Consider the following 23,868-nt stretch of genomic DNA (forward strand, 5'->3'; position numbering starts at 1 on the left):
TCCGATGCCTGACCTGCTGAGCTGGCTGCAGGAGCTGCCGCCCCTGCTGATCTACGTGGCCGCCGCGGCGATCGTCGCGGCGGAGACCGCGGTGATCGTCGGGCTGCTGATGCCCGGCGAGGCGACCCTGCTTCTGGTCGGCTTCCTAGCGTACGCGGGGACGCTGCGCCTCGCGCCCGTGCTGGTGGCGATGACCGCCGCCGCCGTGATCGGAGACACACTCGCGTGGCGGGCCGGCCGCCGCTACGGCCCCCGTCTGCGTGCCTCGGGGGTGGGTGCCCGGATCGGCGCGCACCGGTGGCGGCGGGCCGACTCGCTGCTGGAGCGCCTCGGCGGCCGGGGTGTGCTCGCGGCCCGCTGGATCGCGTTCGCCCGCACGCTGGCGCCCCGGCTGGCCGGGTCGGCCGGGATGCCGTACCGGCGGTTCGCGCCGTGGAACCTGGCCGGGGTGGCGAGCTGGGTGGGCGCCTCGGTGCTGGCCGGCTACCTGGCCGGTGAGTCGTACGAGCGGGTGTCGAAGCTGCTCGGCCGGGCCACCGGCGCGGTGCTGGCCCTGCTGCTGTGCCTGCTCGCCGTCGTGCTCGCCGGCCGCTGGCTGGGCCGCAACCCGGACCCGGTACGCGCGCTGGCCGCACGGGCCGCCGCGTTGCCGCCGCTGCGCTGGCTGCGGGCCCGGTACGGGGTGCTGTTCTTCCTGGTCGCCATGCGGGTCGGCCCGGCCTGGACGCTGCTGATCAACCTGGCGCTGGGGCTGGCGCTGCTGTTCGTCGCCGGGCTGGCCGTGGCGGTCCTGCTGGAGGCGGTGGTCGCGCAGAGCGGACTGTACGTCCTCGACGGCCTGGTCGCCGACTGGTTCGCCGCCCGGCGTACCCCCGGGGTGGTCGACACGGCGTTGCTGGCGGTGTCGGTGCTGCGCGGCTGGGTGCTGATCGCCGCGGTGGCGGTGGTGGCCGCCGTGGTGGCCCGGCGCGGCCGGGCGTGGCGGGCGGACCCGCTCGGGGTGGTGGGCACCGTCGGCGCCGCCGTGCCGCTGGTGTTGCTCGTCGTCGTCGCGGACCTGACCGGCCCGGGCGGCCCGGACCGCCCCGGTGACCTGTTCCCGACGCAGAACGCGGTGGTGACCGCGAGCTTCGGCACGCTCGCCTGGCTGCTGTCGCACGGCGCCCGCTGGCCGGTGGGCGCGGCGGTCTGGACGGTCGCGTCGGCGGGCGTGGTCACTGTCACCGGCGCACGGCTCTACCTGGGCTTCAGTACGGCGAGCGGCACCGTCACGGCGGTCCTGCTGGGCGTCGCCTGGACCACCGTGTTCGTGGTGGCGTGGGCGACCCGGGACCGCTTGACCGACCGGGACGAGCGACCGGGCGGCGCGGACCGGGAGGAACGGTCCGCCGGCGCGGAGCCGGACGAGGGGCCGGCCGACGCGGTGGCGGGGGAGTCGCCGCCCCGGCCCCGGGGCCGCCGGTCCGCGTTCCGGGTACCCCCCGGACCTGTCGATCCTTGCTAGGGTGCGCCGACGGGGGACTACGGGGAGGTCCGATGCGGCGAGGACTCGGCCGGTGGGCCGTGACGGTGGTGGCACTGGTCGCGGCGGCCACGCTGACGGCGTGCGGCGAGGAGGAACGGCCGGTCCGGGAGGTCGCTGCGGACCTGCCCACGGCGGCACCGGCGGAGCAACCGCAGGAGGCGCCGGCCGACGCGCCGAGCGACGAGCCACCGGCGGTCGCGGCGATGGGCGGCCGGCCCAGCCCGAGCGCGTCGGCGAAACCGAAGCCGCGGGCCAAGCCGTCCCGCACGACCACGGCGCCGCTGGCCCGGCCGAAGCCGCCGACCGAGACCCAGGTGCCACCGGCGCCGCCGAAGCCGGTGGACGACGGCTGCAAGCCAAGCTACCGGGGCACCAAGGCCAGTCAGAGCCAGGTGAAGGCGGCGCTCGCCGACGCGGCGGCGCGGACCTACTGGCCTACCTCGGCGCCGGACATCCGCATCCCGTCGGCGTTGATGAAGGCCACCGCCTGGCAGGAGAGCGGGTGGCAGTCCAACATCGTCGCCTGTGACGGCGGGGTCGGGCTGATGCAGGTCATGCCGGCCACGGCGGAGTGGATGAACCAGCGCTTCGGCCAGTCGTACGACATCGACGCCTACCGGGACAACGCCTACCTGGGCGGCACCTACCTGGCCTGGCTGACCAAGTACATCGGCGACATGTACTTCGAGTCCGACTACCGGCTCGACGCCTCACTGTGCACGAGTGAGCTGAACTCCTGCCTGCTCAACGCCGTGATCGCGGCCTACAACTACGGGCACGGCGCGGTGGCGCGGGAGGATCAGCCGCTGACCATCCCGAACCCGCAGTACGTGCGCAACGTGCGGGCGCTGATGACCGAGTGCGAGTGCCTGAGTTTCTGATCGACCGGACGAACGGGCGGGGGCCGGCGTACGCGCCGGCCCCCGCCCGTCCGGTCAGTTCCGCGCGGCGACCGGCTCGGCCGGCGTCGTGGCGGGCGCGTCGGCGGACCGGGTGATCCGGCCGGGCCACCAGAAGCGGTCGCCGAGCAGGAACGCCAGCGCCGGTACCAGCACCGTCCGGACCAGCAGCGTGTCCAGCAGCACACCGACGCAGACGATGATGCCGATCTGGGTGAGGGTGATCAGCGGCAGCACGCCGAGCACCGCGAACACCGCCGCGAGCAGCACGCCCGCGCTGGTGATCACGCCGCCGGTGACCCGCAGCGCCGACAGCATGCCGTCGCGGGTGCCGGTGCGGCGCGCGTCCTCCCGGGCCCGGGTGACCAGGAAGATGTTGTAGTCGACGCCGAGCGCCACCAGGAACACGAACGCGAGCAGCAGCACTCCGCTGTCCAGCGCCGGGAAGTCCAGCACGTGGTCGAAGAGCAGCCAGGCCGCGCCGAGGCTGGCGAAGAACGAGGCGATGACTGTCAGCACCAGCAGCAGCGGCGCCAGGATCCCGCGCAGCAGCAGCACCAGCACCGCGCCGACCAGCAGCAGGATCAGCGGCAGGATCAGCTTGAGATCCTTGGTGTTCGCCTCGTTCGAGTCGTAAGTCGCGGCGACCGAACCACCGACCAGGGCGCCGTCGGGGGCGTCCGCGCCGTCCACGGCGGGCGGGGCGGAGTCCGGTACGGCGGCCACGGCGTCGCGCAGCGCCACCACGGCCCGGTCGGAGGCGGCGCTGCCCGGCTCGGCGGTGAGCACCACGTCGATCTGGGCGACCCGGTCCCCGGCGGCGCCGGGGCGGGCCGAGGCGACCCCGTCGACGCCGCCGGCCGCGGCGAGGACCGCCTGGGCGGCCTGCGGGGTGGTGAGCACCGCGACCGGCTGGGTGCTGCCGGCCGGGAACGCCCGGGCGAGCGTCTCGGCTCCGGCGACCGCCTCGGGCTTCTCGCTGAACTGCTCGGTCTCGGACAGCCCGGTGCGGATGCCGAGGCCGCCGAGGGCGAGGCCGGCGAGCAGCAGGACGGCGAGCGCGGCGACCGGCAGCGGCCGGCGGACCACCAGCTCGCCGAGGCGGCCCCAGATCCGGCCCTCGCGGGCGGCGCTGCCGACGCGGGGGATGAACGGCCAGAACAGGCCCCGGCCGAACAGCAGCAGGGCGGCGGGGAGCACGAACAGGGCGCAGAGCATGGCGAGGATCACACCGGTGGCGCAGGCGATGGCGAGCGCCCGGTTGGTCTCCTGCTCGGACAGCAGCAGCGTGAGCACGCCGAGGACGACGGTGCTGCCGCTGGCCAGGATCGGCTCGGCGGTACGGCGCAGCGCCGAGCGCATGGCGGCGAACCTGTCCTCCTCGCGGCGCAGCTCCTCCCGGTAGCGGGCGATGAGCAGCAGCGCGTAGTTGGTGGCGGCGCCGAACACCAGCACGCTGGCGATGCCGGTGACCTGACCGCTGGGCAGGTAGATGCCGAAGGCGGGGACGAGGGACTCCACCACGCGCAGCGTGATCTGCTCGGTGGCGCCCACCACCAGCAGCGGTACGAGCCACAGGAACGGGCTGCGGTAGGTGACGAGCAGCAGCACCGCCACCACGGCGGCGGTGACCAGCAGCAGCGTGGTGTCCGCACCCTGGAACACCTTGCCCAGGTCGGCGGTGAACGCCGGGCCGCCGGTGACCTCGACGGTCAGCTCGCCGGGCAGGTCACCGACCGCCTCGCGGAGCTTCTCCACCTCGTCGACCACCGCCGACGGGCCGCCCTCGGTGGACAGCGGCACCGCGACCAGCGCCACAGTGCCGTCCGGGGAGACTTGGGCGGGGGAGACCCGCCCGCCGGCGGCGAGCGAGTTCAACTCGCCGCCCAGGCCGTCGAGCACGCTGCGGTCGGCCCCGCTCAGCGGGGCCTGGTCGGCGCGGCTGACCACCACCAGGGCGGTCTGGGCGTCCTTGGAGGGCAACTGTTCCTGGAGCCGCTCAACCTGCGTCGACTGCCACTCCACGGACAGGCCGGTGTCGGAGACGGGCGCCGGATTGTCCGGCTTCGGTAGCCCGAAGGCGACCACGCCGACGACGAGTGCGGCGGCCAGCGTGAGCCAGGCGGCCAGCCGGCCCCGGACGACGCGGGTGAACAGAGACATCTGATGCCCTCACAGTATTGATCGCGGGGAATTCTCTTTTAACGAGTATCTTGATAAGCGAGATTATCCGGGGTGGTTCTATGCTGCAACCGGAGCTGTTCGACAGGGGGTGGCGGCAAGCGGTGGCGGCGCACAGGATGTACCGGCGGCGCGACGACCCACGCGGTCGCATGGTCGCCGACATCACAAACGACCTGCGCCGCTACTCGGTCGACGCGCAGCACATCGGGCACGCGTTCGCCGGGCTGCACGGGCTCAACGCCACCGACCTGTACGCCCTGATCGCGGTGATGGAGGCCGAGCTGGTGGGCGACCCGATCACCCCCGGCCGGCTCGGCGAGGCGCTCAACATCTCCTCCGGCTCGGTGACCGCGCTCGTCGACCGCCTGGAGCGCGGCGGCCATATCCGGCGCGACCGGGACACCGCCGACCGCCGCAAGATCCTCCTGCACTACGCCGACCGGGGCGCCACGCTGGCGCAGAGCTTCTTCGGGCCGCTGGGCCGCCGTACCGACGACGTGATGGACCGCTTCAGCGACGACGAGCTGGCCGTGGTGCACCGGTTCATGGCCGAGATGGTGCACTCCATGCGCACCCACCGGGACGAGATCCGCGCCGCGCCCCGCCGTGGCGCCGCGTCCGGAGACGCCTGATCGTGCGGCTGGTCACCCGGGCGGCCACCGCGGCGCTGCGACTGCCCGCCGCCCGCACCGGGCGGGTCACCGTCACCCGGGACATCCCGGTCCGGGTACGCGACGGAGTGACGCTGCGCACCGACCACTACGCGCCCGGCCTGCCCGCCGCGCCGTGCGTGCTGATCCGCACCCCGTACGGGCGCGGCGGACCGGTCCGGTTGCTCGGCCGCCTGATCGCCGAGCGGGGCTTCCACGTGGTGATCCAGTCGTGCCGCGGCACGTTCGGCTCGGGCGGCGAGTTCGCGCCGCTGGTGCACGAGCGAGACGACGGTCTCGACACGCTCGACTGGCTGCGCCGCCAGCGGTGGTGGACCGGCGCGTTCGGCATGTTCGGCGCCAGCTACCAGGGCTTCGTGCAGTGGGCGCTCGCCGTCGAGGCGGGCGACGAGCTGCGCGCGATGGTCGCCGTGGTGACCGCGTCGGGCACCCGCGACTCGACGTACGCGGGGGAGTCGTTCGCCCTGGACACGGTGCTCACCTGGGCCGAGCTGCTCCAGGCGCAGACCGTGCCCTGGCTGGCCCGCCAGTGGGAACTCAAGCGCGGCCAGCCCCGCCTCGCCCGGGCCCTGGCGCACCTGCCGCTGGCCGAGGCCGACCGGGTCGCCACCGGCGTGACGGTGCCGTTCTTCCAGGAGTGGCTGCGCCACCACACGCCCGGCGCCGACTACTGGCGTACCCGGGTCTTCGGCGACCGGATCACCGAGGTCCGGGCCCCGGTGGCGATGGTCAGCGGCTGGCAGGACATCTTCCTGCCGGCCCAGCTCGACGACTACGCCCGCCTGCGGGCCGCCGGGACGCGGACCCGCCTGGTAGTCGGGCCGTGGACGCACGGCAGCCCGGGGCTGCTCCTGGCGTCGCTGCGGGAGGGCCTGGACTGGCTCGACACCCACCTGGCCGGGCGGCCCGGGCCGGACCGCGCGCCGGTACGGGTGCACGTCGGCGGCGACGGCGGCGGCTGGCGCGACCTGCCGGACTGGCCGCCACCGGCCACCCCCGCCCGATGGCACCTGCGATCCGCCGGCGGGCTGGCCCCGGAGCCGCAGGAGCACGGCGCGCCGGACCGGATCTGGTACGACCCGGCCGACCCCACCCCGTCGCTCGGCGGCCCGCTGCTGGTGGCCCAGCGGGCCGGTGCGGTGGACAACCGGCCGGTCGAGGCGCGCCCGGACGTGCTGACGTACACCAGCGAGCCGCTGCGTGAGCCGGTCGAGGTGGCCGGGCCGGTACGCGCCGAGGTCCACCTGCGCAGCGAACTGTCGTACCTGGACGTGTTCGTGCGTCTGTGCGACGTGGACCGGCGCGGGCGCTCGTGGAACGTCTGCGACGGCCTGGTCCGCGTCGAGCCCGGCCGGTTCCCGCGAGATCCGTCCGGAGTGGTCGCCGTGCCGGTGACGCTCTGGCCCACGTCGTACCGCTTCGCGCCCGGGCACCGGCTGCGGGTGCAGGTCTCCGGCGGCGCCCATCCGCGCTACGCGCGCAATCCCGGCACCGGTGAGCCGCTCGGCACCGCTGTGACCCTCCGTGCTGGATGGCGGGAGATCCTCCACGATCGCGAGCATCCCTCGGCACTGGTGCTGCCGCTCGTGCCGGCACCGTCCACAGCGGGCTGATAGTTCAAAAAACCGCCCCTGAGCTGGGCACTTCTGCCGAACCGTGGTTAAGCTCGGAGCAAGTGCCCGGTGCCGTGCAGTTATCCGGCGGGGCGCGTCCGCGGATCGCATGTCATCACGCGGTGTGATTGTCGTGCCCTCGCCGGTCATCGATCGGAAGGGGATCTGTCATGACGTCGGCCCCGGCGAACCTGCTGGCCGTCCGGAACCTGTTACTCACGTACCTCAACGTCGACAAGAAGGCCGTACGCGCCGACGACCTGGAGCCGGCGGAGGTCGGCATCGTCGGCGACGTCAACCACCGCGGCGGTTACCACTGCGGCTCCGACCGGGTCGTCACGAACGACTACTCGGTGGTGGAGTCCAACCGGGACCGGTCCGGGCTCACGCTGTACGCGTCGGCGCTGGACGTCGGCACGTTCTCCGTCCGCTCCGGCGGCGGCACGCACAACCTGCGGACGTTCTCCACCTGGATGGTGGCGCAGTGCGTGGCGAACGCGGCGGACACCCGGGACATCCGGGAGATCATCTACTCCCCGGACGGGCGGACCGTACGCCGCTGGGACCGGCTGGGACGGCGCACCGGCGGCGACAGCAGCCACCTGTTCCACACCCACTTCAGCTTCTTCCGCGACTCCACGAAGGCGGGCCGGGACCAGACCCCGCTGTTCCGCCGCTACCTGACCGCGATCGGGATGATCGCCATCGCGAAACCGGAGGACGACATGGAACAGACCGACAAGCTCATCCGCGACACCGGCGCCAAGAACCGTACCGTCGGCGACGTCCTGGCCGACCTGCAGAACCTGCGCAACTGGCTCATCTCGCCGGTCAACACCACGGGGCTCGTGAACCCGCCGATGGCGAACTCGCCGTTGCAGCAGATGCTGGCGATGCTGCGCGCCTGGCCGGCGCTGGTGGCGCAGGTGAACGAGCTGTCCGGCAAGGACTTCACCGACGAGGAGCAGATCGTCTCCGGGGTGCTGGCCGGCCTGCCGCCGGAGAAGATCGCCGAGGCCATCCCGCCGCAGATCGCCCGGGACGTCGCCGACGAACTGTCCCGGCGGCTGACCGCCTGACCGTCCGGCGCCGCGACCGTCGCGTCGCGGCGCCCCGGCCTCTCCTAATCCGCAAGAGGTATTGCGCAACAACTCTTGCTAATGTCATGCTCGCCGCATGGAACAGCCCTCCGTCCGGCAGGTCACCGACTCGCGGGTGCTCGCCGCGCTCGCCCACCCCCTGCGCCGCCGGCTCATGGACGTCCTCAAGGTGTACGGCCCGTGCACCGTCGGCATGCTTGCCGAGCACACCGGCCAGGCGCCCGCGAACGTGAGCCACCACCTCAAGGTGCTCGCCGCCGCCGATCTGCTGGCCGAGGCGCCCGAGCTGGCCCGCGACCGCCGGGAACGCTGGTGGCGGCTGCGCGACCGCGGGGTGCGCTGGTCCAACAGCGACTTCGACGACGACCCGGCGGCCCGGGTGGTGGCCGACGCGGCCAGCTCGCTCAACCTGGAGCGGCACGCCGAGCTGGTCCGCGCCTGGCAGGCCGCCCCCGACGAGGCGCACGCCGCGTGGGGGGAGGGGCCGTTCAGCACCGACAAGTGGCTGCACCTGACCCCGGACGAGCTGGCCGAACTCAGCCGCGAGGTGATCGCGCTGTTCGCCAGGTGGGCCGACCGGCCGGTGCCCGAGGACGGGCAGCCCCGCGAGCCGGTCTTCGTGTTCGCCCACGGCGTGCCGGGCCGGCCGTGACCGCTCCCGCGCGCACGTCCGGGCCGGTCGAGGCGCCGCCCGGCCCGCTGTTCCGGGACCGCGACTTCCGGCTGCTCTGGACCGGTCACACGGTCAGCGCGGTGGGCAGCAACATGACCGCTGTGGCGCTGCCGCTGGTCGCCGTCGCGGTGCTCGACGCGACCACGTTCCAGGTGGCGGTGCTCACCGCCGCGGCCTGGATGCCGTGGCTGCTCGCCGGCCTGCCGGTCGGGGCGTGGGTCGACCGGGTCCGTCGCCGGCCCGTGATGATCGCCGCCGACCTCGCCGCCGCGGCGCTGTTCGCGAGCGTGCCGGTGGCCGCCCTGGCCGGGCTGCTCACCGTCGGGCACCTGCTGATCGTGGCGCTCGGCGCCGGCCTGGCCCGGGTCTTCTTCGAGACCGCCGACCAGGTCTACCTGCCCACGCTGCTGCGTCCCGAGCAGGTGCCCGAGGCCAACGCGCGGCTGCACGCCACCCAGACGGCGAGCTACCTGGTCGGGCCGGGACTGGCCGGTCTGGTCGCCCAGCTTGTCGGCGCGGTGACCGCGGTGGCGCTGGACGCGTTCAGCTTCCTGCTGTCCGCGCTGTGCCTGCGCCGCATCCGCGCGGACGAACCCCGCCCGCACCGTCCGGCCGGGTCGACGTCGCTGCGCCGCGAGGTCGCCGCCGGGCTGCGGTTCGTCGTCCGCGACCCGTACCTGCGGGTCCTGACGGTCTTCGGGGCGGCGAGCAACATCGGCCTCACCGGCTACCAGGCGGTGCTCGTGGTGTTCCTGGTCCGCTCGGCCGACCTTCCGGCGGGCCTCGTCGGCCTCCTGATCGGACTCGCCAGCCTCGGTGGCGTGATCGGCGCCGCGCTCGCCGCACGCCTGGCCCGCCGGCTCGGCAGCGCCCGTACGCTGCTGGTCGCCGGCGCCCTGACCGGCCCGCCCGCGCTGCTCATCCCACTCGCCGGACCCGGCGCGCGCACCGGCTGGCTGGTGCTCGGCGGGGTGCTGGTGAGCCTCGGCGTCGCCGTCGGCAACGTGGTGAAGGGCAGCTTCCGGCAGACGTACACGCCGCACCGGCTGCTCGGCCGGGTGACGGTGAGCATGCACCTGCTCAACTACGGCACCATTCCGCTGGCCGCCCTGCTCGCCGGCGCGCTGGGCGCGGTCTGGGGGCCGGGCGGCGCGATCCGGGCGATGACCGCCTGGCTGGCGCTGACCCCGCTGATCCTGCTGGCCGGGCCACTACGGAAACGGCGCGACCTGCCGGCCGCGCCGTCCTGAGGATGCACTGCGCGGGGGGGCGCGCCCCGCCCCCCGCCACCGGCACGCGTTACATCGGACGGACGTTGTCCGCCTGCGGGCCCTTCTGGCCCTGGGTCACCTCGAACTCGACCTTCTGGCCCTCGTTCAGCTCGCGGTAGCCACTGCTCTGGATGGCCGAGTAGTGGACGAACACGTCCGGGCCTCCGCCGTCCTGCTCGATGAAGCCGAAGCCCTTTTCCGAGTTGAACCACTTGACCGTGCCGGTTGCCATGCGTCTCTCCCTGTTCCAATGCGGGCGAGCATCGGCTCCACGGCCGGTGATCGCCCTGTACCACCCCGACAGTAACCGTCCGGACCGGAATCCGCTGCCGGAAGCGCGCGGCGCGCCCGTGAATACGTGCGCGACCGGAAAAAGACCCCGCCGTCGGGCCGGGCACGGCATGCTTGCCCCGATGAGCAGGCAGACGGCTCTGGCCGACCTGGAGCAGGAGATCGCGGCGCCCGGCGCGGGCCCGGACCGCCTGCGCCTGGTCGGTACGCCGTTCGTGCCGGAGGTGCGTCTGCACCTGGCCGAGGACGCCATCCTGTGGTGGGCCCGGATGGAGGCCGCCGCCGGGCGGTCGCTGCCGCCGCCGTACTGGGCGTCGGTGTGGGCCGGTGGGCAGGCGCTCGCCCGGCACCTGCTGGACCACCCGGAGCTGGCCGCCGGGCGGCGGGTGCTCGACCTGGGCGCCGGATCGGGGCTGGTCGCCATCGCCGCCGCGCTCGCCGGCGCCGACGAGGTGGTCGCCAACGACATCGACCCGTACGCGGTGGCCGCGGTCACCGTCAACGCGCGGGCCAACCGGGTCCGGGTGACGGCCGACGGTGCCGACCTGCTCGACGGGGTGGCGGGCGCCGACCTGCTGGTGGCAGGGGACGCGCTCTACGACGCGGGGCTGGCCGCCCGGGTCCTGCCCTACCTGCGGCGCTGCGCCGCACACGGCGTACAGGTGCTGGTCGGCGACCCGGACCGGGGCCACCTGCCGCCGGACGGGCTGGAACTGGTGGCCAGCTATCCGGTGCCGACCACCGAACCCTCCGTCGACTCCCCGGTCCGCCGGGTGCAGGTGCTCCGCCCCCGCTGACCCTAGGGGTCTCCCCGGCCGGGTGTCGGGGACCACTGGGGGATCATGCCCGATGTGCCGGGGTGCCGCCGGGACATAGCGTGCAGCTCATGAACGAACTCGTGGCCGCCGCCGGTGAGCTGCCCACCACCCTGCTGATGGGGCTGCTCGGCGTGGTCATGCTCGCCGACGCCGTACCCCTGATCGGGGTGCTGGTGCCCGGCGACGCCGCGGTCCTCGCGGCGGTCGGCGCGGGTCGTCCGGCCGGTGGGGCGCTCACCGTCGCGGCGGTGGTCACGGGCTGCCTGGCCGGCTGGTCGCTGAGCTTCTTCGCCGGCCGGCGCTGGGGCGGGCGGCTGCGGGACAGCCGGGTGGGCGGCTGGATCGGCGAGTCCCGCTGGGTCGCCGCCGAGACGCTGCTGCACCGTGGCGGCGGACGGATCGTGCTGGTGGCGCCGTTCCTGCCGGTGTTCAACGCGTTGCTGCCGCTGGCCGCGGGCGGGCTGCGGATGTCGTACCGGCGGTTCCTGGTCTGCGCGGCGGCCGGGGCCACCGCGTGGGCGGGGCTCTACGTGGCGCTGGGGCTGGCCGCGCGGGCGCTGACCGGCCTGCTGCCGGCGGCGCTGAACCCGACGGTGCTGACCATGGCGGTCGGGCTGCTGCTGGCCGGCCCGGTGCTGCTCGCCACCCGGCGGCGGCTGCGGGCGGTCATCGGCTGACCGCGCCCGGCCCGGCCGTCACGGGGGAGGCCGGACCGGGCGTGCTCACCAGCCGCGGGCGCGCCACTGCGGCACCGCGGGCCGCTCGGCGCCGATGGTGCTGTCCTTGCCGTGGCCCGGGTAGAACCAGGTGTCGTCCGGCAGCCGGTCGAAGAGCTTGGCCTCGACGTCGTCGATGAGCCGGCCGAAGCGCTCCGGGTCCTGATCGGTGTTTCCGACGCCACCCGGGAAGAGCGAGTCCCCGGTGAAGAGGTGCGGGGTGCCGGCCGGGTCGCGGTAGAGCAGCGCGATCGAGCCCGGGGTGTGCCCGCGTAGGTGGATGACCTCCAGCGCGCAGTCACCGACCGGCACCGTGTCGCCGTCGGCGAGCCGCTCGGCCTCGATGGGCAGACCCTCGGCGTCGTCGGCGTGCACCAGCGCGCGCGCCCCCGTCTTGGCCACCACCTCCTCCAGCGCGACCCAGTGGTCCATGTGCTGGTGCGTGGTCACCACGGCGGCCAGGCCGCCGTCGCCGACCAGCTCCAGCAGGCGCGGCGCCTCGTTCGCGGCGTCGATCAGCACCTGCTCGCCGGTGGCGTTGCAGCGCAGCAGATAGGCGTTGTTGTCCATCGGGCCCACCGACAGCTTGGTGACGGTGAGCCGGTCGAGCTCGCGCACGGCCGGCGGACCGCCGGGCGTGACGTCTCCGGTGTAGGTCATGACGATGTTCAGATCCATTCCGGTGGGTTCGGCAGAGGACCGTCGGGTTCGACGGTGAGCAGCTCGCCCGCGCCCCGGCCGGTGAGCCAGGCGGCGAGTTCCGGCGCGGGGCCGGTGACCGTGGGCGCCCCCTCGGGGTCACCCACGACGAGTTCGGACGCCGCGCCGTCGAAACGCAGCACCATGGCCGGCGCGGCCGGATTGCCGGCCAGCCCGGTCACCACCTCGTGCAGCAGCCGCTGGGCGAACGCGTCCGGCCAGTCCGCGGGCCGGTAACCGGCCGCCAGGTCGACGTGGTGCACCTCGACCTCGCGCAGCCGGCCCCAGACCAGCATCGCCGCCGGCCACGGGCCGCGCCGGGTCTGCACCGTGGCGCCCCACGCGTCGGCGGGCATCGCCGCGACCGCCGCGTCGAAGCGCTGGCCGCTGCGGCGCAGGTCGTCCAGCAGGTCGGCCGGGCCGCGCCCGGCGCCGGCCTCGATGTCGTCGGCGCGGGCGTGCGCCGAGGCGTACATCGGGATCTCCTCGCCGGTGCGCGCCGAGGTGAGCAGGTTGACGAACCCGTCGGCGTTGCGGGCCAGGTGGGTGAGCACGTGCGCGCGGGACCAGCCCGGCAGCAGGGAGGGCGCCGCGACGTCCGCGGCGGTCAGGCCGGACACGGTACGCAGCAGCCGGTCGTTCGCCTCGGCCAGCGGGCCGGTCAGCAGCAGGGGGTCGGCGGTCATCGCGTTCTCACCCGTCCGACCCTAGCGGGCCGGACCGGGCCGTGCCCGGGGGGAAATCGCTTTCGGCGCGTCGGCGGGACACCTACCGTCGGGGCCGACGACATCGGACCGGCGCCGCACGCGCCGGCGTCCACGTCGTCGCGAACGCGGCACCGGGAGTCGGAGGGGAGGTGGTGTGCATGCCGGTCGCAGCGCGTGTGTTCCGCCGTATCTCCCCTCGACACCGATGAGGACACCATGACTCTCGATCTGACCGCCCTCGGCTGGGACGCCGGTTGGGCGGCCCACCTCGACCGGCGCGCCGGCCACCGTCACGGGCGGGTCGCCCGGGTGGACCGGGGCGTCTGCACCGTGCTGTGCCCGCAGGGGCCGGTGCGGGCCAGCCTCGGCGGCGGCGTGCTGTCCGCCGCCGCCCGCGACCTGACCGCGCTGCCCTGCGCGGGTGACTGGGTGCTGCTGTCCACCTGGCCGGACGGCCCGGTCACGGTGGAGGTGGTGCTGCCGCGGCGTACCGCGCTGGTGCGGCGCACCGCGGGCAAGGACTCCGGCGGCCAGGTGCTGGCCGCCAACCTCGACGCCGCCGCGGTGGTCGAGCCGGTGCACCCGGAACCGGACGCCGCGCGGATCGAACGGCTGCTCTCCCTGGCGCACGAATCCGGGGCGGAGCCGCTCGTCGTGCTCACCAAGGCCGACCTGGCCGCCGACCCGGCGGCGGTGGCCCGGCAACTGGCCGACCTCGCGCCGGGGGTGCCGGTGCTGCCGGTCAGCGCCGAGCGGGGCACCGGCCTGGCGCCGCTGCGCCGCCACGTCGCCCCGGGCCGCACGCTCGGCCTGCTCGGCCCCTCCGGGGCCGGCAAGTCGAGCCTGGTCAACGCGCTGGCCGGGGCGGACGTGATGCGCACCCAGGCGATCCGCCGGGTCGACGGCAAGGGCCGGCACACCACCACCTGGCGGTCGCTGGTGCCGCTGCCGGGTGGGGGAGCGGTGCTGGACACCCCCGGTGTACGGGCGGTCGGCCTGCTCGACGGCGCGGCCGGGCTGGACCGGGCGTTCGCCGACATCACCGAGCTGGCCGCCGGCTGCCGGTACGCCGACTGCGCCCACGACGCCGAGCCGGGCTGCGCGGTGCGGGCCGCGCTGGACGACGGCGAGCTGCCGGTGCGTCGCTGGGAGAGCTGGCGGCGGCTGCAGCGGGAGATCGAGCACGAGGGCGGCCGCCGCGCGGCCCGGCTGGCGGCCGAACGGCGGGGCGGACGGCGGGCCGGGCGGCGACGTACCGGACGTCCGGCGACCCCGCCTGCACCAGGGGCATTCTGAGCCGGCCCGGGCCGGTCGGGTGGACCTGCGTGGTTCTCGCCCGACCGGCCTGAGCTGGGGGAATGTTCGCGCGACGGAAGTTGTCATACGTCGGGGCTAGAGTTGCCGGGGCGTCTTCTCTGCGCCCCCGACAACCTGTGAAAACCACCCAGACCCGGCGTCTGGTGCACAGATCCGCCTCATATTCTTCTTCCGGGAGCACACGCACCGTGGCCGACCGACTGATCATCCGTGGCGCGCGCGAGCACAACCTCCGTGACGTCAGTCTCGACCTGCCCCGGGACGCCCTGATCGTCTTCACCGGGCTCTCCGGTTCGGGCAAGTCGAGCCTGGCGTTCGACACCATCTTCGCCGAGGGGCAGCGCCGCTACGTCGAGTCGCTGTCGTCGTACGCCCGGCAGTTCCTCGGCCAGATGGACAAGCCCGACGTCGACTTCATCGAGGGCCTCAGTCCCGCCGTCTCCATCGACCAGAAGTCCACCTCGCGCAACCCGCGCTCCACCGTGGGCACCATCACCGAGGTCTACGACTACCTCCGCCTGCTGTTCGCCCGCATCGGCGAGCCGCACTGCCCGATCTGCGGCGAGCGGATCTCCAAGCAGAGCCCGCAGCAGATCGTCGACCGGGTCCTGGCCATGGCGGAGGGCACCCGGTTCATGGTGCTCGCGCCGGTGGTGCGCGGCCGCAAGGGCGAGTACGTCGACCTGTTCGCCGAACTCCAGGCCAAGGGCTACGCCCGGGCCCGGGTCGACGGCGTGGTGCACCCGCTGACCGAGCCGCCGAAGCTCAAGAAGCAGGAGAAGCACACCATCGAGGTGGTGATCGACCGGCTCAGCGTCAAGCCGAGCGCCAAGCAGCGGCTGACCGACTCGGTCGAGGCCGCGCTCGGTCTGTCCGGCGGCCTGGTGCTGCTCGACTTCGTCGACCTGCCGGAGGACGACCCGGCCCGGGAGCGCCGCTACTCCGAGCACCTGGCCTGCCCGAACGACCACCCGCTCGCCATCGAGGACCTGGAACCCCGGGTCTTCTCGTTCAACGCCCCGTACGGCGCCTGCCCGGAGTGCACCGGCCTCGGCACCAAGAAGGAGGTGGACCCGGAACTGGTCATCCCCGACCCGGAGCGCACGCTGCGCGAGGGCGCGATCCAGCCCTGGGCCACCGGGCACAACCTCGAATACTTCCTGCGGCTGCTGGAGGCGCTCGGCGAGGCCGAGCACTTCGACATCGACACCCCGTGGCGGGCGCTGCCGTCGCGGGCGCAGAAGACGATCCTGCACGGCTCCGACGACCAGGTGCACGTGCGCTACCGCAACAAGTACGGCCGCGAGCGCTCCTACTACACCGGCTTCGAGGGCGTGGTGCAGTGGATCGAGCGCCGGCACACCGACACCGAGTCGGAGTGGTCCCGGGACAAGTACGAGGGCTACATGCGGGACGTGCCCTGCGCGGCCTGCGGCGGCACCCGGCTCAAGCCGGAGGTGCTCGCGGTCACCCTGGCCGGCAAGAGCATCGCCGAGGTCTGCAACCTCTCCGTCGGCGAGGCGGCCGACCTGCTCGCCGGCATCGAGCTGACCGACCGGCAGAAGATGATCGCCGAGCGCGTGCTCAAGGAGATCAACGCCCGGCTCAAGTTCCTGCTCGACGTCGGTCTTGACTACCTCTCGCTGGACCGCCCGGCCGGCACGCTCTCCGGCGGTGAGGCCCAGCGCATCCGGCTGGCCACCCAGATCGGCTCCGGTCTGGTCGGCGTGCTCTACGTGCTCGACGAGCCGTCGATCGGCCTGCACCAGCGGGACAACCACCGGCTCATCGAGACGCTGCTGCGGCTGCGCGGCCTGGGCAACACGCTGATCGTGGTCGAGCACGACGAGGACACCATCCGGGTCGCGGACTGGATCGTCGACATCGGCCCGGGCGCGGGCGAGCACGGCGGCAAGATCGTGCACAGCGGGTCGGTGCCGGCGCTGCTGGACAACACCGAGTCGGTCACCGGGGCGTACCTGGCCGGGCGCAAGGCCATCCCGACGCCGGCCAGCCGTCGGCCACAGACCCCGGGGCGCGAACTGGTGGTGCACGGCGCGCGCGAGCACAACCTGCGCAACCTCACCGTGAGCTTCCCGCTCGGCCAGCTCATCGCGGTCACCGGCGTCAGCGGCTCGGGCAAGTCGACGCTGGTGAACGACATCCTCTACACCGTGCTCGCCAACCAGATCAACGGCGCCCGGCTGGTGCCCGGCCGGCACACCCGGATCACCGGCCTGGAGAACGTGGACAAGGTCGTCGGCGTGGACCAGTCGCCGATCGGGCGGACGCCGCGCTCCAACCCCGCCACGTACACCGGCGTCTGGGACCACGTCCGCAAGCTGTTCGCCGAGACCACCGAGGCCAAGGTCCGGGGGTACGGCCCGGGCCGGTTCTCGTTCAACGTCAAGGGCGGGCGCTGCGAGGCGTGCTCCGGCGACGGCACAATCAAGATCGAGATGAACTTCCTGCCGGACGTCTACGTCCCCTGCGAGGTGTGCAAGGGCGCGCGCTACAACCGCGAGACGCTCGAGGTGCACTACAAGGGCAAGACGGTCGCCGAGGTGCTGGACATGCCGATCGAGGAGGCGGCCGAGTTCTTCTCCGCCATCCCGGCCATCCACCGGCACCTCCGGACGCTCGTCGACGTCGGCCTCGGCTACGTCCGCCTCGGCCAGCCCGCGCCGACGCTGTCCGGCGGCGAGGCGCAGCGCGTCAAGCTCGCCTCCGAACTCCAGAAGCGCTCCACCGGCCGCACCGTCTACGTGCTCGACGAGCCCACCACCGGCCTGCACTTCGAGGACATCCGCAAGCTGCTGATGGTGCTGGAGGGCCTGGTCGACAAGGGCAACACGGTCATCACCATCGAGCACAACCTCGACGTGATCAAGACGGCCGACTGGCTCATCGACATGGGCCCCGAGGGCGGCCACCGGGGCGGCACGGTGCTCGCCACCGGCACGCCGGAGGAGGTCGCCGAGGTGCCGGAGAGCCACACCGGGCAGTTCCTGCGGCCGATCCTCAAGCTCGACGGCGAGGCCAAGGGCGCCAAGGCGGCCACCACCCGGGCGGCGAAGGCCAACGGCAGCGCCAAGTCCCGGACCCGGAAGGTCCCCGCCGGGGCGCGCTGACCGGCGTCCTTCAACGCGGCTCCCGGTTCGTTGACGCGTCAATATGAACCGTGCCGCAAGCTTGTGCGTGTTCCGCAGTAAGCCGAGAGAAAGGCCGGACATGAGTGATGATCAGGCGCTGACCCGACCGTTCACCCAGAGCCGCCGCAGTCTGCTCGCCGGAGCCGGCGCGGTGGGCGCAGCCGTGGTGCTCGCGGGCTGCGGCAGTGACGACGACGCGTCCCCCGGGCAGGCCCCGACCAGCGGCGGCCCGCCCGGCGCCACCGCGACCGGGGACGCCGGCGGCGGCGACCGGGACGGCAGCAGTGCGCTGGCGCGCACCTCGGACATCCCGGTCGGCGGTGGCGCCGTCTTCGCCAGCCAGGGCGTGGTGATCACCCAGCCCGAGGCCGGCCAGTTCAAGGCGTTCGACCCGATCTGCACGCACCAGCGCTGCCCGGTGTCGAACGTCGACGGCGGCACGATCAACTGCACCTGCCACAACAGCCGGTTCTCGATCGTCGACGGCTCGGTGAAGGGTGGCCCGGCCACCAAGCCGCTCGCGGCGAAGGAGATCAAGGTCGACGGCGACCAGATCAAGCTGGCCTGACCCGTTCCGCGTCCCCGTCGGCCGGCGGGGACGCGGCTACGGTCGCCTGTCAGGGGTGCGGACTAGGCTTGACACCGTGGCTGACCCCTCGACCTACCGTCCCGCGCCCGGCACCATCCCGGAGTCGCCAGGGGTCTACCGCTTCCGCGACGGCACCGGCCGGGTGATCTACGTCGGCAAGGCGCGCAACCTGCGCAGCCGGCTCAACTCCTACTTCGCCGACCCGGTCGGCCTGCACCAGCGCACCCGGCAGATGGTGTTCACCGCCGAGTCGGTCGACTGGATCACCGTGGCCACCGAGGTCGAGGCGCTCCAGCAGGAATACACCTGGATCAAGCAGTACGACCCCCGGTTCAACGTCCGCTACCGCGACGACAAGTCGTACCCCTATCTCGCGGTCACGCTCGACGAGGAATACCCCCGGTTGCAGGTGATGCGCGGGGTGAAGCGCAAGGGCGTGCGCTACTTCGGGCCGTACTCGCACGCCTGGGCGATCCGCGAGACGCTCGACCTGCTGCTGCGGGTCTTCCCGGCGCGGACCTGCTCGTCCGGGGTGTTCAAGCGGGCCGGCCAGGTCGGCCGGCCCTGCCTGCTCGGCTACATCGGCAAGTGCTCGGCGCCGTGCGTCGGCAGCGTCACCGCCGAACAGCACCGGGAGATCGTCGACGGCTTCTGCGACTTCATGGCCGGCCGCACCGACAGCATGGTCCGGCGGCTGGAGAAGGAGATGCTCGACGCCAGCGAGCAGCTGGAGTTCGAGCGGGCCGCCCGGCTGCGCGACGACGTCGCGGCGCTGCGCCGGGCGATGGAGAAGCAGACCGTGGTGCTCGGCGACGGCACCGACGCCGACGTGGTCGCGTTCGCCGACGACCCGCTCGAAGCCGCCGTGCAGGTCTTCCACGTCCGCGGCGGCCGGGTGCGTGGCCAGCGCGGCTGGGTGGTGGAGAAGACCGAGGAACTGACCACCGGCGACCTCGTGCACCACTTCTGCACCCAGGTGTACGGCGGCGAGCAGGGTGAGGCCGACGTGCCCCGCGAACTGCTCGTCCCCGAGTTGCCGGGCGACGCCGACGCGCTCGCCGACTGGCTCACCGCCCGCCGGGGCAGCCGGGTGTCGCTGCGGGTGCCGCAGCGCGGCGACAAGCGGTCGCTGCTGGAGACCGTCGAGCGCAACGCCAAGGACGCGCTGGCCCGGCACAAGCTCAAGCGGGCCGGTGACCTGACCACCCGCAGCCAGGCGCTCGACGAGATCGCCGACGCGCTCGCCATGAACACCTCGCCGCTGCGCATCGAGTGCTTCGACGTGTCCCAGATCCAGGGCACCGACGTGGTCGCCAGCATGGTCGTGTTCGAGGACGGGCTGCCCCGCAAGAGCGAATACCGCCGGTTCATCGTGCGCGGCGCCACCGACGACCTGTCGGCCATGTCCGAGGTGCTGCGGCGGCGCTTCGCCCGCTACCTCGACGCCCGCGCCGAGACCGGCGAGCTGGGCGAGGAGACCGCCTCCGACCCCGACCGGCCCGGCATCGACCCGACCACCGGGCGGCCACGCAAGTTCGCGTACCCTCCGCAGCTCGTCGTGGTCGACGGCGGCCCGCCCCAGGTCGCCGCCGCCGCGAAGGCGCTCGCCGAGCTGGGCATCGACGACGTGGCGCTGTGCGGGCTGGCGAAGCGGCTGGAGGAGGTCTGGCTGCCCGACGACGAGTTCCCGGTGATCCTGCCGCGCACCTCCGAGGCGCTCTACCTGCTGCAGCGCGTCCGTGACGAGGCGCACCGCTTCGCCATCACGTTCCACAGGCAGCGGCGCTCCAAGCGGATGACCGAATCGGCGCTGGACAACGTGCCCGGCCTCGGTGACGTACGCCGTAAGGCGCTGCTGCGGCACTTCGGCTCGCTGAAGCGGCTGTCGTCCGCCACGGTGGAGGAGATCACCGAGGTGCCCGGGGTCGGCAGGCGTACGGCCGAGGCGATCCTGGCCGCGCTGGACGGCTCCACCCCCACCGAAGCCGCCCCCCGTCCCTGACCCTTCGCGCTCACGCCCGCCCTCGGGCTTGCTCGCTGTCCGGCTTTGCCGGCACGTCACCCGTCACGCCCGACTGGAACCCCATGGGTGTCTCCGCCCCCGTTTGACACCCATGGCGTTCCACTGATGGACGGCTTCCCGCCTGGTGCGACCTCTGTCCACATTCTGAAAGCGGTGGCAGATCTTGGTACGGAAGAGCCCCCATAGGGGCCATTCGGTACCAAGATCTCGCACACCGCGCGGGGCTTGTACCGGCGGGCCGCCCACGCCCAGGCCCCACGCGATCTTGCACTTGGTGCCCCAGGGATGCCAGCTTTGCGAGGTTTGCCGGGTACCAAACTGCAAGATCGCGCATGTGGTCGAGTGGATCTGTGACGGCTGGCGTTCGATGTCGGCATTTCGCGGACTCCATCCCGCACCAGGCCGGGGCCATCGCACCGAGGGCGGGTGGTTTGGTGAGCTGTGTCCGGTTCATGCGGGGGCGTGGCTGTGGTCGGTGCCATCGTGCGGGTGGAATCGGTGGCGGGCGCGGGGCGTTGTACATGGCTGAGCCCCGCGGCACCGGAACCGAGCGCCGAACATCGGCCCGCCCGGCACCCACGGCAGGTCAGGGAATCGGCCCGGCCCGGTCGTCGTTACATCCCCCGGGCGACGGGCACCCCGCCGTCCCCGGGAATGACCCCGGCCCGCACGTCGTTACACCCCCCGAGCCGCGGAGCAGGCCCCCCGGCCGCCCGCGCCGCTACAGCCCTCTTCCGACGGGCACCCCCCGAAGACTTTCCCCCTTCTCGCGGCATCCCCTATCGCCGCGGTTTTCCCCCGACCAGGGAGGCAACCATCATGGCTACCACTCTGCTGCGCAAGACCGTTCTGACCGCTGCCGGTATCGCCGCCACCGCCGGAGGCATCGCCGGCCCCGCGATCGCCGCCCACGCCGCCCCGGCCGAGAAGGCCGCCATCGTCGCCGACCGCAAGAGCGGTCATGGCGAGCGGGAACTCGACGTGCGCTACGAAGCCCAGCCCAACTTCTACTTCTGCGGCCCCGCCGCCGCCCGCAACGCCCTGTCCGTGCAGGGCAAGAACATCGACGTACACGCCATGGCCAAGGAGATGGGCACCACCGAGGCCGGCACCAACTCCATCAACGACATCACCCCCGTGCTGAACAAGGAGACCGGCGCGAAGGACGCCTACAAGTCGGTCGAGATCAGCACCCCCAAGGCCGACGACAAGCAGACCGACAAGCTTCGCGCCGACGTCGTCAAGACCGTCGACGCCGGCCGGGCCGTCGTCGCCAACATCGCCGGCACCGCCACCGACACCGACGGCACCACCCACTCCTTCGAAGGCGGCCACTACATCAGCGTCATCGGCTACCGCGACGACGGCCACACCGTCACCATCGCCGACAGCGCCGACCCGAACACCGCCACCTACCGCATGAACATCGACAACCTCGCCGACTGGATCGCCACCCGCGGCTACAGCACCAGCTAGGCAACACCGCCGCCCATATGGCTGCAGAGCAATAGCGACAGCACGCACACCGGAAAGGCCCGACCCCCACCACGAGGGGCCGGGCCCTTCCGTGCGCCTGCGTCAGGACTCGGCGAGGACGGCCAGGATCGCCTCGCCGTACTTGGCGAGCTTGTTCTCGCCGACCCCGTTGAACCGGGACAGCTCGGCGAGGGAGGCGGGCGGCTCGGCGGCGATCTGCCGCAGGGTCGCGTCGTGGAAGATGACGTACGCCGGGACGCCCTGTTCCTTGGCGGTGGCCGCACGCCACGCGCGGAGCCGCTCGAAGACGGGCGCGGCGGCGGGGGAGAGGTCGGCGACCACAGTGGCCGCGCCCCGCGGCTTGGCGGACCGGCCGGCCGGGCGCTCGGGCTCCTTGCGCAGCGTCACGGTACGGCGGCGGCCGAGCACGTCCGCGCTGGCGTCGGTCAGCGCCAGCGTGCCGTAGTCGCCCTCGACCGCGAGCAGGCCCTCGGCGAGCAGTTGCCGCACCACGCCACGCCACTCCGCCTCGCGCAGCTCGGTGCCGATGCCGAACGTGCTGAGCGCGTCGTGGCCGTGCTGGTCGATCTTGTCGGTGTGCTTGCCGAGCAGGATGTCGATGCTGTGCCCGGCGCCGAACCGCTGGTTGCGCTCGCGGTCGAGCCGGAAGACGGTGGACAGCAGCTTCTGCGCGGCGACGGTGCCGTCCCAGGACTCCGGCGGTTCGAGGCAGGTGTCGCAGTTGCCGCAGTCGGCCACGCCGGTCTCGCCGAAGTATTCGAGCAGCTGGGCGCGGCGGCAGCGGACCGTCTCGCAGAGCGCCAGCATCGCGTCCAGGTGGGCGGCGAGGTTGCGCCGGTGCGCCAGGTCGCCCTCGGACGTCTCGATCATCTTGCGTTGCTGGACCACGTCCTGGAGCCCGTACGCCAGCCAGGCCGTGGATGGCAGCCCGTCACGCCCGGCGCGGCCGGTCTCCTGGTAGTAGCCCTCCACCGACTTCGGCAGGTCGAGGTGGGCGACGAAGCGTACGTCGGGCTTGTCGATGCCCATGCCGAACGCGATGGTGGCGACCATGACCAGGCCGTCCTCGCGCAGGAAGCGCTGCTGGTTGGCGGCGCGGGTCGAGGCGTCCAGCCCGGCGTGGTACGGCAGCGCGGGGATGCCGTTGGCGACCAGGAAGTCGGCGGTCTTCTCCACCGAGGCCCGGGACAGGCAGTAGACGATGCCGGCGTCGCCGGGGTGTTCGTCGCGCAGCAGGCTGAGCAACTGCTTGCGCGGTTCCCGTTTGGGGACGATGCGGTACTGGATGTTGGGCCGGTCGAAGCTGGCGACGAAGTGCCGGGCCTCGGTGAGCCGCAGCCGGGTGGCGATCTCGGTGCGCGTGGCCCGGGTCGCGGTGGCGGTCAGCGCGATCCGCGGTACGTCCGGCCAGCGCTCGTGCAGCATCGACAGGTTGAGGTAGTCGGGGCGGAAGTCGTGCCCCCACTGCGAGACGCAGTGCGCCTCGTCGATCGCGAACAGCGCGATCCGGCCGCGTTCCAGCAGGCCGAGCGTGGACCGCACGGCCAGCCCTTCCGGGGCGAGGTAGAGCAGGTCCAGCTCACCGGCGAGGTAGGCCGCCTCGACCCGGCGCCGCTGCGCGGGATCCTGGGTCGAGTTGAGGAACCCGGCCCGGACGCCGACCGCTGTGAGCGCGTCGACCTGGTCCTGCATGAGCGCGATGAGCGGCGAGACGACCACCGCCACGCCGTCGCGGACCAGCGCGGGGATCTGGTAGCACAGCGACTTGCCGCCACCGGTGGGCATCAGCACCAGCGCGTCGCCGCCTGTCACCACGTGTTCGACGACCTCCTGCTGAAAGCCGCGGAAGGCGTCGTACCCGAAGACCCGCCGCAACACGTCGAGCGCGTCGCCGGTCGGTGGGGAGCCGGCCGCTGCGGAGGTGGTCCGCTCGTCGGTGGGGGAGACCATCTGCGCAGTCTACGAGCGTCCCCCGACAGCGCCCGTCCGGCGAGCCGTTCCGGGGCGGCGACATGTTCCGGTGGTCACCCCGTGGAATCCCGGGCCGGGTCGCAGCCGTTAGAGTCGCTGATTGACCATGCGCGGCCGACCGGCCGCGGCGCCACGGCTGGGGGTAGCGGGTG

At 73.2% G+C, this 23,868-nt stretch carries 19 protein-coding genes; 14 read left to right on the plus strand and 5 right to left on the minus strand.

What is annotated here, in order from left to right; genetic code table 11:
* The first annotated feature begins 4 nt into the window (after nucleotides 1–4).
* Both AC2CHG_RS02075 and AC2CHG_RS02080 read left to right on the plus strand, forming a co-directional pair.
* Complete coding sequence (locus tag AC2CHG_RS02075; protein ID WP_484524046.1) at nucleotides 5–1,504, plus strand: DedA family protein; 1,500 nt, start codon at nucleotides 5–7, stop codon at nucleotides 1,502–1,504.
* A 32-nt stretch (nucleotides 1,505–1,536) separates the two neighbouring features.
* Nucleotides 1,537–2,406 carry a lytic transglycosylase domain-containing protein gene (locus AC2CHG_RS02080; protein ID WP_484524047.1) on the plus strand — a complete coding sequence of 290 codons (870 nt, stop codon included), beginning with the start codon at nucleotides 1,537–1,539 and terminating at the stop codon, nucleotides 2,404–2,406.
* 54 nt (nucleotides 2,407–2,460) lie between these two features.
* On the opposite strand, the gene AC2CHG_RS02085 is transcribed toward AC2CHG_RS02080, so the two are convergent.
* Nucleotides 2,461–4,587 (minus strand): MMPL family transporter, encoded by a 2,127-nt coding sequence (locus tag AC2CHG_RS02085; RefSeq protein WP_484524048.1) that lies wholly within the window; start codon nucleotides 4,585–4,587, stop codon nucleotides 2,461–2,463.
* Between the two features lie 137 nt (nucleotides 4,588–4,724).
* Here AC2CHG_RS02085 and AC2CHG_RS02090 point away from each other — a divergent pair, with 137 nt between their 5' ends.
* From AC2CHG_RS02090 to AC2CHG_RS02110, 5 genes are all read left to right on the plus strand, one after another.
* On the plus strand, nucleotides 4,725–5,240 hold the full coding sequence (locus AC2CHG_RS02090; protein ID WP_262014697.1) for a MarR family winged helix-turn-helix transcriptional regulator: 516 nt from the start codon (nucleotides 4,725–4,727) through the stop codon (nucleotides 5,238–5,240).
* Nucleotides 5,241–5,242: 2 nt separating this feature from the next.
* Complete coding sequence (locus AC2CHG_RS02095; protein WP_484524049.1) at nucleotides 5,243–6,892, plus strand: CocE/NonD family hydrolase; 1,650 nt, start codon at nucleotides 5,243–5,245, stop codon at nucleotides 6,890–6,892.
* Between the two features lie 170 nt (nucleotides 6,893–7,062).
* Complete coding sequence (locus tag AC2CHG_RS02100) at nucleotides 7,063–7,971, plus strand: hypothetical protein (RefSeq protein WP_463840155.1); 909 nt, start codon at nucleotides 7,063–7,065, stop codon at nucleotides 7,969–7,971.
* 97 nt (nucleotides 7,972–8,068) lie between these two features.
* On the plus strand, nucleotides 8,069–8,644 hold the full coding sequence (locus AC2CHG_RS02105) for an ArsR/SmtB family transcription factor (protein WP_262014684.1): 576 nt from the start codon (nucleotides 8,069–8,071) through the stop codon (nucleotides 8,642–8,644).
* Nucleotides 8,641–9,915 (plus strand): MFS transporter, encoded by a 1,275-nt coding sequence (locus AC2CHG_RS02110; RefSeq protein ID WP_484524050.1) that lies wholly within the window; start codon nucleotides 8,641–8,643, stop codon nucleotides 9,913–9,915. The genes AC2CHG_RS02105 and AC2CHG_RS02110 overlap by 4 nt, the downstream gene beginning before the upstream one ends.
* A gap of 49 nt (nucleotides 9,916–9,964) precedes the next feature.
* On the opposite strand, the gene AC2CHG_RS02115 is transcribed toward AC2CHG_RS02110, so the two are convergent.
* A complete protein-coding gene (locus AC2CHG_RS02115; RefSeq protein WP_013287480.1) occupies nucleotides 9,965–10,168 on the minus strand; it encodes a cold-shock protein in 204 nt (67 codons plus the stop codon).
* Between the two features lie 181 nt (nucleotides 10,169–10,349).
* Here AC2CHG_RS02115 and AC2CHG_RS02120 point away from each other — a divergent pair, with 181 nt between their 5' ends.
* The gene (locus AC2CHG_RS02120) at nucleotides 10,350–11,024 is read left to right on the plus strand and encodes a class I SAM-dependent methyltransferase (RefSeq protein WP_262014686.1); all 675 of its coding nucleotides are present in this window, start codon (nucleotides 10,350–10,352) and stop codon (nucleotides 11,022–11,024) included.
* Nucleotides 11,025–11,113: 89 nt separating this feature from the next.
* Complete coding sequence (locus tag AC2CHG_RS02125; RefSeq protein ID WP_484524051.1) at nucleotides 11,114–11,722, plus strand: DedA family protein; 609 nt, start codon at nucleotides 11,114–11,116, stop codon at nucleotides 11,720–11,722.
* A 45-nt stretch (nucleotides 11,723–11,767) separates the two neighbouring features.
* Here AC2CHG_RS02125 and AC2CHG_RS02130 read toward each other — a convergent pair whose 3' ends face one another.
* Both AC2CHG_RS02130 and AC2CHG_RS02135 read right to left on the minus strand, forming a co-directional pair.
* A complete protein-coding gene (locus AC2CHG_RS02130) occupies nucleotides 11,768–12,421 on the minus strand; it encodes an MBL fold metallo-hydrolase (RefSeq protein WP_135241188.1) in 654 nt (217 codons plus the stop codon).
* A gap of 8 nt (nucleotides 12,422–12,429) precedes the next feature.
* On the minus strand, nucleotides 12,430–13,146 hold the full coding sequence (locus tag AC2CHG_RS02135; RefSeq protein ID WP_262014688.1) for a maleylpyruvate isomerase family mycothiol-dependent enzyme: 717 nt from the start codon (nucleotides 13,144–13,146) through the stop codon (nucleotides 12,430–12,432).
* Nucleotides 13,147–13,383: 237 nt separating this feature from the next.
* Between AC2CHG_RS02135 and rsgA the strand changes: the two genes are divergently transcribed.
* The 5 genes from rsgA to AC2CHG_RS02160 all read left to right on the plus strand — a co-directional run bounded on the left by rsgA (nucleotide 13,384) and on the right by AC2CHG_RS02160 (nucleotide 21,724).
* Nucleotides 13,384–14,463: a ribosome small subunit-dependent GTPase A gene (gene rsgA, locus AC2CHG_RS02140; RefSeq protein WP_484524052.1), complete on the plus strand. Its 1,080-nt coding sequence runs from the start codon at nucleotides 13,384–13,386 to the stop codon at nucleotides 14,461–14,463.
* A gap of 209 nt (nucleotides 14,464–14,672) precedes the next feature.
* On the plus strand, nucleotides 14,673–17,615 hold the full coding sequence (uvrA, locus tag AC2CHG_RS02145; RefSeq protein WP_357209349.1) for an excinuclease ABC subunit UvrA: 2,943 nt from the start codon (nucleotides 14,673–14,675) through the stop codon (nucleotides 17,613–17,615).
* A 100-nt stretch (nucleotides 17,616–17,715) separates the two neighbouring features.
* The gene (locus tag AC2CHG_RS02150) at nucleotides 17,716–18,204 is read left to right on the plus strand and encodes a Rieske (2Fe-2S) protein (RefSeq protein ID WP_262014691.1); all 489 of its coding nucleotides are present in this window, start codon (nucleotides 17,716–17,718) and stop codon (nucleotides 18,202–18,204) included.
* Nucleotides 18,205–18,280: 76 nt separating this feature from the next.
* Nucleotides 18,281–20,227 (plus strand): excinuclease ABC subunit UvrC, encoded by a 1,947-nt coding sequence (gene uvrC / locus AC2CHG_RS02155; protein ID WP_262014692.1) that lies wholly within the window; start codon nucleotides 18,281–18,283, stop codon nucleotides 20,225–20,227.
* A gap of 840 nt (nucleotides 20,228–21,067) precedes the next feature.
* Nucleotides 21,068–21,724, plus strand: a complete 657-nt coding sequence (locus tag AC2CHG_RS02160) for a C39 family peptidase (protein WP_484524053.1) — start codon at nucleotides 21,068–21,070, stop codon at nucleotides 21,722–21,724.
* Between the two features lie 102 nt (nucleotides 21,725–21,826).
* Here the strand turns inward: AC2CHG_RS02160 and recQ are convergent, their stop codons facing one another.
* Nucleotides 21,827–23,695 carry a DNA helicase RecQ gene (gene recQ, locus AC2CHG_RS02165; RefSeq protein WP_402808838.1) on the minus strand — a complete coding sequence of 623 codons (1,869 nt, stop codon included), beginning with the start codon at nucleotides 23,693–23,695 and terminating at the stop codon, nucleotides 21,827–21,829.
* Nucleotides 23,696–23,868: the final 173 nt, after the last annotated feature.

The sequence above is a fragment of the Micromonospora sp. ATLC20 genome (assembly GCF_057196585.1).